General features: G+C 60.5%; 14 protein-coding genes. 7 read left to right on the top strand and 7 right to left on the bottom strand.

Features of this window, described 5'->3' with window-relative positions:
• Positions 1 to 38: 38 nt before the first annotated feature.
• Positions 39 to 1,511, bottom strand: coding sequence for a C69 family dipeptidase (locus I6L49_RS18445; RefSeq protein ID WP_216950096.1), 1,473 nt, complete (start codon positions 1,509 to 1,511; stop codon positions 39 to 41).
• Positions 1,512 to 1,984: 473 nt separating this feature from the next.
• On the opposite strand from I6L49_RS18445, the gene I6L49_RS18450 reads away from it, so the two are divergent.
• Positions 1,985 to 2,440: a hypothetical protein gene (locus tag I6L49_RS18450; RefSeq protein ID WP_213387774.1), complete on the top strand. Its 456-nt coding sequence runs from the start codon at positions 1,985 to 1,987 to the stop codon at positions 2,438 to 2,440.
• Between the two features lie 143 nt (positions 2,441 to 2,583).
• Positions 2,584 to 3,735, top strand: coding sequence for an iron-containing alcohol dehydrogenase (locus I6L49_RS18455; protein WP_216950097.1), 1,152 nt, complete (start codon positions 2,584 to 2,586; stop codon positions 3,733 to 3,735).
• Between the two features lie 89 nt (positions 3,736 to 3,824).
• Here I6L49_RS18455 and I6L49_RS18460 read toward each other — a convergent pair whose 3' ends face one another.
• The 4 genes from I6L49_RS18460 to I6L49_RS18475 all read right to left on the bottom strand — a co-directional run bounded on the left by I6L49_RS18460 (position 3,825) and on the right by I6L49_RS18475 (position 7,516).
• Positions 3,825 to 4,283, bottom strand: a complete 459-nt coding sequence (locus I6L49_RS18460) for a methylglyoxal synthase (protein ID WP_005354960.1) — start codon at positions 4,281 to 4,283, stop codon at positions 3,825 to 3,827.
• Positions 4,284 to 4,371: 88 nt separating this feature from the next.
• Complete coding sequence (locus I6L49_RS18465) at positions 4,372 to 6,483, bottom strand: DUF885 family protein (RefSeq protein ID WP_216950098.1); 2,112 nt, start codon at positions 6,481 to 6,483, stop codon at positions 4,372 to 4,374.
• A gap of 202 nt (positions 6,484 to 6,685) precedes the next feature.
• On the bottom strand, positions 6,686 to 7,165 hold the full coding sequence (gene bfr, locus I6L49_RS18470; protein WP_005335967.1) for a bacterioferritin: 480 nt from the start codon (positions 7,163 to 7,165) through the stop codon (positions 6,686 to 6,688).
• Between the two features lie 144 nt (positions 7,166 to 7,309).
• Positions 7,310 to 7,516 carry a bacterioferritin-associated ferredoxin gene (locus I6L49_RS18475; protein ID WP_111901511.1) on the bottom strand — a complete coding sequence of 69 codons (207 nt, stop codon included), beginning with the start codon at positions 7,514 to 7,516 and terminating at the stop codon, positions 7,310 to 7,312.
• A gap of 136 nt (positions 7,517 to 7,652) precedes the next feature.
• Between I6L49_RS18475 and I6L49_RS18480 the strand changes: the two genes are divergently transcribed.
• Positions 7,653 to 7,964 (top strand): HlyU family transcriptional regulator, encoded by a 312-nt coding sequence (locus tag I6L49_RS18480; RefSeq protein WP_005354958.1) that lies wholly within the window; start codon positions 7,653 to 7,655, stop codon positions 7,962 to 7,964.
• A complete protein-coding gene (locus tag I6L49_RS18485; RefSeq protein ID WP_216950099.1) occupies positions 7,961 to 10,027 on the top strand; it encodes a tRNA(Met) cytidine acetyltransferase TmcA in 2,067 nt (688 codons plus the stop codon). The genes I6L49_RS18480 and I6L49_RS18485 overlap by 4 nt, the downstream gene beginning before the upstream one ends.
• Here the strand turns inward: I6L49_RS18485 and I6L49_RS18490 are convergent.
• On the bottom strand, positions 10,014 to 10,733 hold the full coding sequence (locus tag I6L49_RS18490; RefSeq protein ID WP_216950100.1) for an SDR family NAD(P)-dependent oxidoreductase: 720 nt from the start codon (positions 10,731 to 10,733) through the stop codon (positions 10,014 to 10,016). The genes I6L49_RS18485 and I6L49_RS18490 overlap by 14 nt on opposite strands.
• A 201-nt stretch (positions 10,734 to 10,934) precedes the next feature.
• Here I6L49_RS18490 and I6L49_RS18495 point away from each other — a divergent pair, with 201 nt between their 5' ends.
• The 3 genes from I6L49_RS18495 to I6L49_RS18505 all read left to right on the top strand — a co-directional run bounded on the left by I6L49_RS18495 (position 10,935) and on the right by I6L49_RS18505 (position 13,237).
• A complete protein-coding gene (locus tag I6L49_RS18495) occupies positions 10,935 to 11,951 on the top strand; it encodes a chemotaxis protein (protein WP_005335957.1) in 1,017 nt (338 codons plus the stop codon).
• 174 nt (positions 11,952 to 12,125) lie between these two features.
• Positions 12,126 to 12,605, top strand: a complete 480-nt coding sequence (locus I6L49_RS18500; protein ID WP_216950101.1) for a hypothetical protein — start codon at positions 12,126 to 12,128, stop codon at positions 12,603 to 12,605.
• A gap of 17 nt (positions 12,606 to 12,622) precedes the next feature.
• Positions 12,623 to 13,237 carry a superoxide dismutase gene (locus I6L49_RS18505; RefSeq protein WP_216950102.1) on the top strand — a complete coding sequence of 205 codons (615 nt, stop codon included), beginning with the start codon at positions 12,623 to 12,625 and terminating at the stop codon, positions 13,235 to 13,237.
• 84 nt (positions 13,238 to 13,321) lie between these two features.
• Here the strand turns inward: I6L49_RS18505 and I6L49_RS18510 are convergent, their stop codons facing one another.
• The gene (locus I6L49_RS18510; protein WP_216950103.1) at positions 13,322 to 14,269 is read right to left on the bottom strand and encodes a vancomycin high temperature exclusion protein; all 948 of its coding nucleotides are present in this window, start codon (positions 14,267 to 14,269) and stop codon (positions 13,322 to 13,324) included.
• Positions 14,270 to 14,276: the final 7 nt, after the last annotated feature.

A 14,276-nucleotide genomic window follows, 5' to 3' on the forward strand; every position in this document is an offset into this window, starting at 1 on the left:
GAGGCTCCCTTGGGAGCCTCTTTGCGTTGGCGAGCCGATTACAGGCTCATGATCTTTTTGAACTCCTCCGGCGAATACTTCTTCTCGGTGCGCTTGGTGAGATCCGTCATCAGCTTGTAGCGCAGATCTTTGGCCATCTGATAGGTCTGCTCCAACTGGCCATAGGAGTAGTCGGCGGCCAGCCCGATGGCGGTAGCCTTGTCGCTGGCATAGGCCTGCTTGAGGCTCTTGTCGAGGACGGCGACCTCCTTGTAGAGCTTGTTGCTCTCCTTGCTCCAGACGCCGCGCAGCAGCGGCAGGTATTTGTCTGGAGCGGCGCTGGCCAGCGCGGTCAGGCTGCGGAACTGCCAGTAGGCGGAATCATCGGAGTAGCTGTCGCTGCCGGTGCGATAGGGCAGGGGATAGTTTTCCAGGGTGTTGTAGAGCGGCACCATCACAGATTCGGCCAGCACGCCGTAGCTCTGCCAGATCAATCCCTGCAGCTCTTTGGGCATCTCCTTGCGCAGCTGGATGACGTGGGATTCCAGCTGGCGATCGACGCGGATCGGCCGTTCCGCCTTGCCCGCCAGCAACGTGCCGTCATAGGTGGCGCTCAGCACCTTGGCCACGTCCGGCACGGCGATGGGGGCATCCGGCTTCATAAACAGTGGATATTGCGCCTGCCGGGTCGCCTGTTTGTGGGAGGCGGTCAACATTTTCTGGCCGAGCCACTCCCGATCCACGTTATACGGGTCAGCGATGACCCCGAACGCCTTGGCGAAGTTGAAATCTTTCGGGTTGGCGTTATCCAGCAGTTTGTGCTCGCGTACAAACTCCAGCAGCTTGGGTGAGTGCAGCACATCGGCGCTGTCGAGATTGACGCCGTGGATGCGCAGGCCGTTGGCCACCATGGCGTAGCTGTCGTCCGGTACCCGTACCGCAATCCAGTGGTGGCCGGAGCCAATTTCCATCAGCCAGGCCTCGTTCACATCCGCCAGATAGAGGCTGTTACCCTCACCGGCGCCATATTGCTCCACATAGCGACCGAGCAGCTCGACCCCCTCTTTGGCCGTCTTGGCCTGCGGCAGGATCAGGGTCGGGATGATGGCCTCAATGATCCCCTTCTCGATCAGCGGATCGGCTTTCTGGGCATTGTCGTTGACCTCGGCACTGGTGGTGGCCGAGATGGCGACGTTGAACTCGTTGATGCCGCGCTCTTCATAATATTTGCCTGCCGGGTCGCTGGTTGTGGCATCCCAGTCGTGGATGGAGGAGTAGGCGAAAAATGCCTTGGGCATCGGCACTTCCAGCCCGTTGCCCAGCTTCCAGAGTTTGCCCTCGTTCTGCTGCGCGGGCCGGAAGGCGAGGTACTTGTTCCAGTTGTTGACGCCAAAATCCTCGTTTCTGGCGATCATCACGCTGCCGTCGGCGCTGGCCCCCTTGCCGACGATGAGGCCGGTACAGGCGTCGGCACTGGTGCCAAGCAGGGTGAGCAGGGTGGCGGAGAGAAGACTCAAGGTGTGTTTTTTCATAGGTGTACCCGAAGGATTGCGGTGAGTGAGAGTCAGACGAGGGGATGAGGTGTGGGGAGGCTGCAACTCCGAACTGGCAGCGGAGTGAGCACGACAGATTGGTCTGCCTGTTATTGGTTTTTCGAACAGATCATCCATGACACGGCTGGCTGGTTGTGATGTGCGCCAAAATTGTATTCCTGAGTGGTTGTTTGTTTTGTGATCGATGGAGCGTTCCTGCGGTTTATATGGTGCAGTGTTTGTGGGGCAGCGGTATGTGTCGGAAATCGGGGTAAAAGCAGCGGATGAGTCATGATTCTGACGCTGTGTCGGGGCTGTAACCGCTGGCAAGCTTGCCAGCGCGGGGATCTCATCCAATCTGACAAGTTGGCCTGTAACTTGCTGGTTTAATTGATAATGGTGGGGCATGACGCCCCATGTGACCGGATCAGCCTGTGCCCATTGCCGCAGATGCGCACTGAATTGGAGCCCCCATGGATATCAAACCCTACAGCCAGCAGCTTGCCCAGAGCGCCTCCAACAACCGCGCCCTCGCCACCCTCAACAGTGCCAGTAGCGGTGGTCAGGGGGGGGGCTGGGAGGAGATGGTCAGCCTCTCCACCCAGCGCATGACCGGTCAGGCCCAGCAGGTGCTGACCTATGAACATCTGGCCAAGAACAGCAAGCTGCCGCCGGCGCTCGATATGAGCTCCGACAAGGGGGGCGTGGTGCAGCAGCTGGTGGACAAGGCGCTCGGGTTTGATCGCAAGAAATTCAACGAAATAGAAGACAAACTCAAGGCTATCGCCGACAACAAGAAGCTGACCCCGGAAGAGCGGGCCGAGCAGAGCAAGCCGCTCAACGAACAGCGAGAGGCGATGCTCAAGGAGGCGATGGATCGCCTGACCGGCAAGAAGAGCTCATCCAAAGATGAGGCCAAAACCGCCTGATCCCGTCACTGTTGTGAGAGATACCCGGTCGGCACAGATGGGCCAGTGTCGACCGCCGATGGGCAAGCTTCTGCCACCTCTTTTGACCTCACCTCCCCACAGGCGCACAATGTCCGCGCATTGAGCCAGTCGAGGAGTCCGCCGTGTACAACTTCCAATATGCCAATCCGACCCGCATCTGTTTCGGCGAGGGGCAGATCGCCAGCCTGCCAGAACTGATCCCGCCCGGCAGCCGGCTGCTGGTGCTTTACGGCGGTGGCAGCATCAAGCAGAACGGGGTGTATGAGCAGTTGACCCGAGCGCTGGAGGGGGTGACGTGGCAGGAGTTTTCCGGCATCGGTGCCAACCCCAGATTCGAGCTGTTGATGGAGGCGGTGGCGCAGGTGAAGCGCGAGCGCATCGACTTCCTGCTGGCGGTCGGTGGCGGCTCGGTAGTGGATGGCACCAAGTTTGTCGCGGCGGCCGCCTGCTATGAGGGGGATGATCCCTGGGATATCTGCGGTAAACAGGCGAGTGTGCACAAGGCGCTGCCGATGGGCTGTGTGCTGACCCTGCCAGCCACCGGCTCCGAGAGCAATCCCACCTCGGTGGTGAGCCGCGGGGATGTGAAGATCTCCTTCAGAAGCTCGCTGGTGCAGCCGCAATTTGCGGTGCTCGACCCGACCACCACCTACAGCCTGCCGCCGTGCCAGACCGGTAATGGAGTGGTGGATGCCTTCGTCCATATTGCCGAGCAGTACCTCACCTTTCCGGTCGGCGGCGAGGTGCAAGATAGGCTGGCGGAAGGTTTGCTGCAGGTGCTGGTGGAGAACGGCCCCAAGGCGCTGGCGGAGCCGACCAACTATCAGGTGCGGGCCAATCTGATGTGGGCGGCCAGTCTGGCGCTCAACGGGCTTATCGGTTGCGGAGTGCCGCAGGATTGGGCCTCTCACGCCATCGGCCATCAGCTGACGGCGCTCTACGGGCTCGACCACGGCCAGAGTCTGGCGGTGGTGCTGCCCTCACTGCTGCGTGAGCGGGCGAGCCAGAAGCAAGACAAGCTGGCTCAGTTTGCCGAACGGGTGTGGCATTCGACCCGCGAGGACAAGGCCCTGCGCATCGAAGAGGCGATCATCCGCACCGAGCAATTCTTCCAGAAGATGGGATTGGGTACCCGGCTGGCTGACTATGGCCTCAGCGAAAGTTGCATTCCGGCGGTCTGCTCCAATCTCAAGCGGGTGGGGCGCACCGCGCTCGGTGAACAGCAGGATATCGATCCGGATCGGGTGGCACGCATTCTCGCCCGCGCGCTATAAGCCGGCGCAGGTTTGTGTCCCTGGCTGATTCATTTTCCCAATTAAAGAGGGCCGCTTGTTGCGGCCCTCTTGTATGACGGGTTAGCCGATCACTCGGTGCGCGCCTTCAGATAACCGGCGTAATCCGGGATCTGCACGCTGAACGCTTGCCGCATATGGGGGCTGTCCATGATGAAGTCGGCGGTCGCTTCGTTGGTGGCGACCGGGATGTTCCAGACCGCCGCGAGGCGCAGCAGCGCCTTCACGTCCGGATCGTGCGGCACCGCATTGAGGGGATCCCAGAAGAAGATCAGCACGTCGATCTTCCCTTCGGCGATCAGGGCGCCGAGCTGCTGGTCGCCCCCCATGGGGCCGGAGAAGAGACAGGTGATGGGCAGTTGTGCCTGCTTGCCGAGCATGGTGCCGGTGGTGCCGGTGGCGTAAAGATGGTGGAGCTTGAGCTCCTCCTTGCGGCGCATCACCCAGTTCAGCAGAGGGGTCTTCATGTTGTCGTGAGCCACCAGTGCCACCCGTTTGTGGGGCGCCATCTCGCGTGCAATCTGTTCCATGGAAATCGTCCGTAGCATTGTTATTGGAAGAGAGCCGTATCCTAATCGAAAGCGGCGCCCGTTGCCTTGCCGGGCGCCGTAACTGTGATCACTTCGACTGTTCAATCCACTGCTTGTTCTTCTGCTCCAGCACCGAGATGGGCAACATGCCGTATTCCAGCACATGGTGGTGGAACTCCTTGAGGTCAAAGCCTCCGCCCAGTGCCTGCTCTGCCGACTCCCGCATCCGGATTAGCGCCAGCTGGCCTGCCTTGTAGGAGGTCGCCTGACCGGTGTAGGCCATGTAGCGCGGCACCTCGGAGCTGATGTCCCCCGCCCCCAGCGCCGAGTTCTCCTTCATGTAGTTGACAGCCTGATCGTGGCTCCAGCCATACCAGTGGATACCGGTATCCACTACCAGCCTCATCGCCCTGAGCATCTCCTCGTTGAGGCGACCGAAGTATTGCAACTGGTTGTTGAAGGCGGATGATCCCTCGACCTTCACGTCTCCCACCGCCGGATCATAGAGGCCCCGTCCCTGATAGAGCCCCATGTCGTGATCCGCCAGGTATTCGGTGTAGAGCGCCCAGCCCTCCGCATAGGCGGTGTAGGAGGCGTTAGCCACGTACTGCGGGAAGTCGGGGTCCTTGGCGGCCAGCTCCTGGGCGATGGTGATCTGGAAGTGGTGACCCGGCGCCGCCTCGTGGGCCAGCAGGGTGCTGATGTTCCAGCTCTGCAGACCATAGGGGTAGTATGTGTTGAGGAAGAACTGCCCCTTGCGGCCGGTCTGCGGGTTGCCGTCCTGATACCAGGCCACCCCGCCGTATGGCGCATCTTCATAGGAGACGGGCACCACCTCGTAATCCAGTTTGGGAATGGTACGTTCGGCATCGAAGAAGTCCGGCAGTACCAGTGCAGCCTTGCTCTTGAAGATGTTGTACTCCTGCAGTGCCCGCTCGTGTTCGGCCAGCGCCTGCTGCTGTGGCCCGCTCAGCATCGCCCCGGCTGCATTGTCCGGGTTGAGGCCGGCGGACCAGACCTCTAGCGGGTTCTGATAGAAGAATGCTGGATCGTTCAGATAGCGGAAGAAGGCGTAGATTTGGCCGCTCTGCTTGCTCTGGCTCACGTCGTCGCTGTCACACTTGCCGACGGTATGGCATACCTTGACCATGGCAGCGAAAATCCGCTCTACCTCGCTCAATCCCAGCTCATGTATCTGCTCGGGTGTCATATTGGTGGTGGTGTGCTTCTTCAGCAGCCAGCGATACCAGTCTCGCCCGTTGGTCATGCCACAGAAACCGTCGCCACACTCGCCACTACCCAAGCGCACTGCATAGGCGCCGCCATGCTGGTAATCCAGATAGTCTCGCAGCGCCAGATAACGGCTGTTGATGCTGTCCAACACGGCTTTGTAGTCTGCTCGCAGTGTGGCATCGGCATCCCCCGGCAACTGCTGCCAGCCGAGGTAGGAGCCGGCGATCGCCTCCCCATCCAGCTTGCTGTTGAGCTGGGCCAGCAGCCGGTCTACCAGCTCATCAGGCAAGGTGTTGCCCTGAATACTGGCCAGCTCGAACTGGTGTTTCACCTCGGCAAGATAGACATCATAGGCCTTGAGCCAGGTGAGGTGTTCCTGATACCAGGCCAGCGGGGTCATTGTTGTCTTTGCTCGAGTTGCCATTGCAAGTGCCGGCGCTGTGTCTGTGCGGTCGAGATCCCGTCGCCATGCGCCATCACCCGGCGTGACCCTGTCGGCCGAGCTGTGCTCGAAATAGTCGAAGCCACTGCTGACGGTGCGAGCCGCTTTGCCGCTGGCAGGGGCTGCTCCGACGTCATCTGCCAGATCCACCACGCGGTTGCGGAAGTGATGGATCGGGATCTGGGATTGGGGTAAATCGTATCCTTCAAGATTGATCTGCAAGTCCCAGCGGATCATATCGTAGAACAGCCGATCCCGCTCACTTAGCACCGTGGGATCCAGAGCATTCAGTCGTTGGAGCAGTGAACTGTCGAGTGCTTTGCGCTTGGCGATGCTGGTGGCATCGATGGCAAAACCGTAGGGGTCGAGCGACTGGCTCTCGCGCAGGGCCTCATCCATGGTTTGCATCAGGGATGTTTTGGTGGCTGCGGGGTCTGCAGGTGCGTTCGAGCTGTTGTCATTGCAGGCGGCAAGAGACAGGGCAATGGCGCAGGCTAGCGCGAGCTTGTTGGGTAGGAAGTGCATGATGTAGTCCTTTCACATGTTGTTATTGTATGTCCCTGTGAGGGGCCCCAATAGTGCAACTCCCAAGCGTCTGTTTTTGCGATCTGAATAGCAAAAATACGCTTATTTTTCATGCTGATAAGTGGTGTGGAAAGCTATGCAGCCAGACATTAAAAAACCCGCCTGAGCGGGTTTTTTAATCATTTTTTCATGCCATAACTATTCATGATGAACCGTGGTGCAGTTGCGACTGCTGGTAGTTCTCCAGCCCGATGCGATCGATAAGATCGAGCTGGGTCTCCAGCCAGTCCACATGCTCCTCCTCATCCTCCAGGATCTCCTGGAACAGGTCGCGGCTGATGTAGTCCTGCACCGACTCGGCATAGGCGATGGCTACCTTGAGGTCGGGGATGGCATCCATCTCCAGCGAGAGGTCGCAGCGCAGCATCTCTTCCACGGTTTCACCGATGCGCAGCTTGCCGAGATCCTGCAAATTGGGCAGCCCTTCGAGAAACAGCACCCGCTTGACGAGCTCGTCGGCGTGCTTCATCTCGTCGATGGATTCGTGGTACTCCTTGTGCCCGAGCGCCTTGAGGCCCCAGTCATCGTAGATGCGGGCGTGCAGGAAGTATTGGTTGATGGCAATCAGCTCATTGGCCAGCACCTTGTTGAGGTGGGCAATGATCTTGGGGTCTCCTTTCATCGACAGTGCTCCTTGGTTCGTGCCTGAGGCTCCGATCGTTAGAGCTTAGTCCAGAAAAGTGACAACAAGAGGTCTGGCGAGCCAGCTCGCCTGAGAAAAGGGGTGACCCTGTTGGCGGGTCGCATCAGAAAAGAGGTGTCCGGATCACGCCACTTCGTAGTAGAGCACGGGTTGCTCCTGCTCCAGCTTGTCGAGTTCTGCGGCGATGATCTCCATGGTCATGCGCACGCATTTGCCACACTGGGCGCCCACCTCGAGCGACTGCTTGAGCTGGCGGAATTCGCTTTTACCTGACTGCACCGCTTTGCGGATCTGGGTATCTGTGATGCCGCGGCACAAACAGACGTACATGATGGTCACCTCTTGTGGAATGAGATGAAATCTAAATGAGAATGGTTCGTAGTGCAAATAACCATTGGTAATAAGATCCCCTGCTTGCCACTGTGTAACCCCTTGGGGACAATACTGGCAACCAAAGGAGATCACCATGCTCAAGAAACTGTTCAGCGCCCTGTTCGGGGGCGAGCCGACCAAGGCGCCGGAAGTCACTCCCACCGAATATGCTGGCTATCTCATCTATCCGGAGCCCATGGCAGAAGGGGGTCAGTATCGGTTGGCTGGCCGCATCACCAAAGAGCTGGACGGCGTGCTGCAAACCCACCGTTTCATCCGCTCCGATCTGTTTGCCAATCCGGCCGATGCCGAGCGTTTCATGGTGCAGAAGGCCCACACCTTTATCGATCAGATGGGAGATCGCATGTTCGAGCCCCGCAAACCGGCTGACAGCCAGGCTTCATGACGCCGCCTGAGCTCAACAGCCTGCGCAATGCGCTGGCCCGCGCCGGTGAGCGGCGCCTGATCTGGCTGGAGGGGGAGGAGGCCGAGTGCATTGCCCGCGCCCAATCCCTGCTCGGTGAGACCGTCTTCTGGCTGGGCGCCGGGCCCGAGAGTTATGCCCCGCAACCCGCCGCCAAGGCGCTACAGCGGCTCGGTCAGGAGTGCGACACGCTGGTGTTCAACGCCTTCAGCGGCTTTCATCCCGACGCCTTCGGGGCGCTGGCTGGCACTCTATGCGCCGGTGGCTTGCTGTTGCTGCTGACGCCGCCCAGAGTAGAGTGGCCTTCATGGCCGGATCCTGACAGGATCCGGCTGGTGGCCCAGCCGGAGGAGGCGGGTCGGGCCGGTCACGGCTTTATCGCCCGACAGGTGCGGTTGCTGGAAGGTGATCCAGCCCTCTCTCTGGAGCCGCCGGTTTGCTCGCAGCCGTGGCAACCGATTGGGCCGGAGCGCAGGCTGAGCTGCGATCAGACACGGGCACTGCCCGCCATCCACAAGGTGTTGCACGGCCATCGTCGTCGGCCACTGGTGCTGAGCGCCGACCGCGGCCGAGGCAAGAGTGCGCTGCTGGGGCTGGCTGCCGCCGAGCTGCTGCGCCAGCAACCCTCGCTGAACATAGTGGTGACGGCCCCCTCGCAGGCAACGGTAGCGACCCTGTTTGGCCACGCCGCTCGCGGGCTAGATACTACGCCGGAACAGCTGACCGGACTGAGCTACTGCTCGCCGGATCGGCTGGTGCACGAGGCGATGAATCCCGATCTGCTGCTGGTGGATGAAGCGGCCGCCATTCCGACCCCGCTGCTCGAGGCCATGCTGGCCCGCCACAGCCGCATCGTGTTTGCCACCACCGAGCACGGTTACGAGGGGACGGGGCGCGGTTTTCACCTGCGCTTCAAGCGGGTGCTCGATAGCCAGACCCCGGAGTGGCAGGAGATCCGCCTCTCTGAGCCCATTCGCTGGAGTGAGCGTGATCCGCTGGAGCTGCTGATTTTCCGCCTGCTCGGCCTCAATGCCGAAGTGGCGGCGCCTATGTCGCCGACCAACCCGAGCTGGCGTCTGGTCAGTCAGGAGGCGCTGGAGAGCGATGAGACGTTGCTCAACCAGCTGTTCGGCTTGCTGGTGCTGGCTCACTACCAGACTACGCCGAGCGATCTCAGATCCCTGCTGGAGAGCCCGGATCTCGACATCCATCTGCTGGAGCAGGATGCGAGCCTGCTGGGAGTGGCCTTGGTGGCGCGGGAAGGGGGAATAGAACCCGAGCTGGCCGAGGCGATCTGGGCCGGGCGTCGCCGTCCGCGCGGCCATCTGCTGCCCCAGTCGTTGCTGGCCCACGCCGGTTTCAAAACGGCGGGGGGGCGCAGCTACGCCCGGGTGATGCGTATCGCCATCCATCCCGAGCTGCACCGGCACGGTCTGGGGTCGCTGCTGCTTGGCAGGCTTGAAGAACATTATCGTCAGGCGGGGATCGATTACCTTGGCTCGGCTTTTTCGGCCAGCGCCGACCTGCTCCCCTTCTGGCGCAAGGCAGGACTGACGGTGCTGCGCATCGGCCTGCAACGGGATGCCGCCAGCGGCTGCCACGCAGCCCTGCTGCTAAAGGCGCTGAAACCCGAACATGAGCCCGAGTTGGATCAGTGGCAGCAGCGTTTCATTCGCCAGTTGCCGACCCTGCTGGCGGGCGAGCTGAAAGGATTGGAGCCCGAGCTGGTATGGCAATGCCTGCAAGGCAGCACCGTCACCGCGGCTGAGCTTGACGAGTTCGAGCGCGATGAGGTTGAGTGCTTTGCCCTGCATCACAAGCCGTTTGAACTGAGCCAATCCAGCTTGCAGTTATGGCTGGCACGCCATCTGGCTGTGCTGGCTTCACTGACTCCTGACGAGCGTTATCTGCTGATCGCCCCCATCTGGCAGTACGCAGAGTGGGGGGCGCTGGCTGCGAGGTTGCAACTGGCGGGCAAGCCCGCCGTGATCAAGGCGCTGCGGGCGCTGCTGGCGCGTCTCCTGATCTCCTCTACCACTCGATAGGTTTGCCCTGCCAGTCGAGAAAGCTCAGCTCGCCATCCGGTTGCAGCCGGTTCATCTGGTTAATCAGATGGTCGGCTACCAGCTCGGGACTCTGCACATTTCCTGGCGGTACATTGGCGTGAAACGGGCGAGAGAGTTGGGTATCCACTGTGCCGGGGTGGAAAGCCAGCAATTTGACGCCTGGGGCCCGCCGGGCCAGCTCGATGGCGGCACACTTGAGCAGCATGTTGAGGGCGGCCTTGGATGCGCGATAGCCATACCAGCCGCCCGCTCGGTTGTCGCCAATGCTGCCGACCCGAGCGCTGAGAACGGCCAGAGTGCAAGGCTCGCGGCCAAACAGCGGTAACAACTGGCTGATCCAGCGCAGCGGCAGCAAGGCATTGGTCTGGTAGACGCGGGTCATGGCATCGAGATTGATTGCTTCGAGTCGCTTCTCTGGCTGGATCTCCCCCTGATGCAGGATGCCGTTGCAGATCACCACCCGATGCGGTCTCGGTGCCAACTCCGCGATGCGGGCTACCGTAGTTGCCATCTTCTCATCGCTGTAATCACAACATAGCCAGTGCAGACCCGGCGATGAGAGGCCAGCAGGTGCGGGCTGACGGCTGATGGCAATCACTGGCCCGACACCCGCCGCCAACCAGTGTGTCACCAGAGCCGCCCCGATACCGCCAGAAGCGCCAATTACGACGATACCTTTACTCATCTAAGGCTCCTTTTGAGTACATGATGGATTTCACCATCCGCCAATGTTGTCCTGATTGGCAGATACGATCCCGCCAGCCTGCGGGATCAAGCGGTTAACGATGCAATCTTGCCGAGATCCGAGCCGTTGGGTGAATTCCATTCCTATACTGAGGGAAAACCGCAGCGGTCTGCTGCCCGCGCAACCAGAATGAGAGTCACCATGATGTCCAAAGATGGGGAAGAGCGTAAATCTATCCTGACCGAAAGTGGCACCAACGAGCTTGAGATCATCGAGTTTCACCTCAAGAAGCAGCTACCGGACGGTCGTGAAAAAACCGCTTATTACGGGATCAACGTCGCCAAGGTACGCGAGGTGATCCGGGTGCCGGAGACCACAGATTACCCCAATGCCCAGCGTCATATGGTGGGGGTATTCTCCCTGCGGGATCGCCTCATCCCGCTGGTGGATCTGGCGGGCTGGCTCGGCATCAAGACCAACCCTGACCCCAGCCACAAGGTGGTGATCGTCACTGACTTCAACAAGATGGCCAACGGTTTTCTGATCGATAGCGTCAGCCGGATTCACCGGGTCTCCTGGGAGGATGTGGAGTCCCCCAGCCAGTTTCTGGAGGCGGGGGAGAACGACTGCGTGGTGGCCGTGGTCAGGCGCGATGGCAACCTCATCATGATCCTCGATTTCGAGAAGATCATCGCCGATATCAACCCCGAGCTCAGCATGGAGAAGTACGACGTCACCCAGGATCGCAAGGTGCTTATCGACGATCGCATGATGGCGCTGCGTCAGGGCAAGACCATTCTGGTGGTGGACGACTCGGCCTTTATCCGCAAGATGATCGAGACCACCCTGCGCACCGCTGGTTACAACGTGATCACGGCCAAGGATGGGGGAGAGGGACTGGAGATGATGACGGATTTCGATCGTCTGGCCCAGGAGGAGAGAATGCCGGTGACCGGCTTTGTCAACGCGGTGATCACCGATGTGGAGATGCCGCGCATGGATGGCATGCACCTGCTCAAGCGGCTGCGGGATACCCCCTCCTACAAGGAGATGCCCATCGTGATGTTCTCCTCCCTGATGAGCGATGACAACCGTCAGAAAGCGCTGCAACTGGGGGCCAACGATACCATCACCAAGCCCGAGATAGGGCGCATGGTGGGGATGATGGATCATATGCTGCTGGGGATTGCCCCACCCTCGCCCGCCAACAACATCTGACCTGCCGTTAACTTCCAATTAGCCGGTCGAATCCACTGACCGGTGCCTCAAGCGGCCACTCCTTGCCAAGGAGTGGCCGCGCTGTTTTGGCTGTTTACTGCGATCCCGACGCCCCTTGTCTCCCGGATATGATTCATGTAATGATAATTATTATCATTTGTTGGTGTAAAGCATATGACAGCAACCTGGGTGAAGGGGTGGGTCGAGTCGACCGAAGGTGGCAGCAGCATGAGTCACTGGAAACAGCAGACCCGAGAGGGCAGCCGGCTGTTTGATTGCGGCGAGTATCATCATGCGCTGGCTCATTATCAGCAGGCGCTCTGGCTGGCTCGTCAGCAGTTGGTGCAATGGCACGACGCGGATGAGGCGGTGGCTGCGCTGGTCGTGGCTCACCACAATCTGGCGGATCTGCTGGTGGCCATGACTCTGCCCGATCGCGCCGCCGATCTGCTCTGCTATGTGCACGACTGCCTGCTGGCGACCTGTCACTCCCCCGCTTGCTCCTCTCGCTTGCGAGAGGCGGCTTTGCGCCATACCCGAACAACCCGTGCCGAGTTGCTGACGTTCGTTCAGCGCCACGGCAGCCACGCCGGGATCATGCGTTCGCTCGGTCACTGCCTGTGTCAGAGCGAGCCCTCATCCCAGCTCCATTAATCCGAACAGAGGTCATCATGAGCCATACCCTGCCAGCCCTGAACTATGCCTACGACGCACTGGAACCCCATATCGATGCCCTGACCATGGAGATCCACCATAACCGTCATCACCAGACCTATATCAACAACCTCAACGCCGCACTAGAAACGGCGCCCGAGCTGGCCGTACTGCCGGTAGAGGAGCTGCTGCGCCGCTTCGACACCCTGCCAACCGCCCTGCAGGGGGCGGTACGCAACCATGGTGGCGGCCATGCCAATCACTCCCTGTTCTGGCTGGTGATGAGCCCGCAGGGGGGCGGTGAGCCGGGTGGTGAACTGGCTCTGGCCATCGAGCGGGAATTGGGGGGATTCGATGCCTTCAAGCAGGCCTTCACTCAGGCTGCCCTGAGCCGCTTCGGCAGCGGCTGGGCCTGGCTTGTGGTGGACAAGGCAGGCAGATTGCAGGTGGAGAGCAGTGCCAATCAGGATAGTCCCCTGATGCATGGCCATACCCCGATCCTGGGGCTGGATGTGTGGGAGCACGCCTACTATCTCAAGTACCAGAACAAGCGTCCTGACTATATCGCAGCCTTCTATCAGGTGGTGGATTGGGCCGAAGTGGCCCGCCGCTATCAGGCGGCGATAGGCTGACTTGGTCGCTGGGTATGGGTGTGCAGGATCGCCGCCACAACCTGCGCTGCAATAACAGGACCCGCCAGTTGGCGGGTCGTCTGTTTATGGTGTGGCTGTGCTGGCGCTGGCGGCTGAAGAGGCCACCGGCAATGTGGGCAAGGCCGCGCTGGGCGCCTCTGCGGTGGTTTCTGCCGCGGATTTGGCGGGAGTGACCGGATCAGTCGTTGCTGCTGCGGATAAAGCAGGAGTGACTTGTTCAGTCGTGGCCGAGGCAGACGAAGTTGCTGACTCGGTGGCAACCGCGGCAGAGACTGCCGCTGGCTTGGCCTCATCCAGCGCCGGTTTGGGTTGTTTTAGGCAGGGTTGCAGACTGCCGATGGTACTCAGTGACTGGCAAGGCACAGGCAGGCCGATGGGGACCGGTGCCCCGAGGAACTTGGGCCCCTTGTCCAGTACATAGAGGTCGAGCAACCCCATCAGGCGGGCAAAGACTTCCCGCACCCGGGTGCGTATCCCCTGATAGGCGCTGGGATCCTCGGCATTGAAGCCGACCGCATCGATACCGAAATGGCGGGCGATGAAAATGGCCCGCTCGTTATGAAAGCCCTGGGAGACCACGGTAAAGCGCTCCTGGCCGAACACCTCCTTGGCGCGAACCACTGAGTCGAGGGTGCGGAATCCGGCGAAATCCATATAGATGGCGGAGGCGGGGATACCCGCCTTGATCAGGGCGCGGCGCATCTGGCGCGGCTCGTTGTACTGCACTGTGGCGTTGTCACCGGAGACGATGATGAAGTCCACCTTGGCATTGTTGTAGAGCTCGGCCGCCGCCTTGATGCGGTATTTGAAGTAGTGGTTAGGGCCGCCACCGGAGAGATATTTGGAGGTACCCAGCACCACCGCAACCCGGTTGTAGGGCACCTTGTCCACCCGATCGTAGGTGTAGTGACGGGCATCCGAGACGATCCACTCGCTGTAGCCCAGCAGCATGGCAATCAGGGCCAGCAGCAAAACGAGGCAGGCGAGGAGGATCTTGGCAAACTTCTTCATGCGCGGT

Source organism: Aeromonas sp. FDAARGOS 1419 (assembly GCF_019047045.1).
GTDB classification, from domain to species: Bacteria; Pseudomonadota; Gammaproteobacteria; order Enterobacterales; family Aeromonadaceae; genus Aeromonas; species Aeromonas veronii.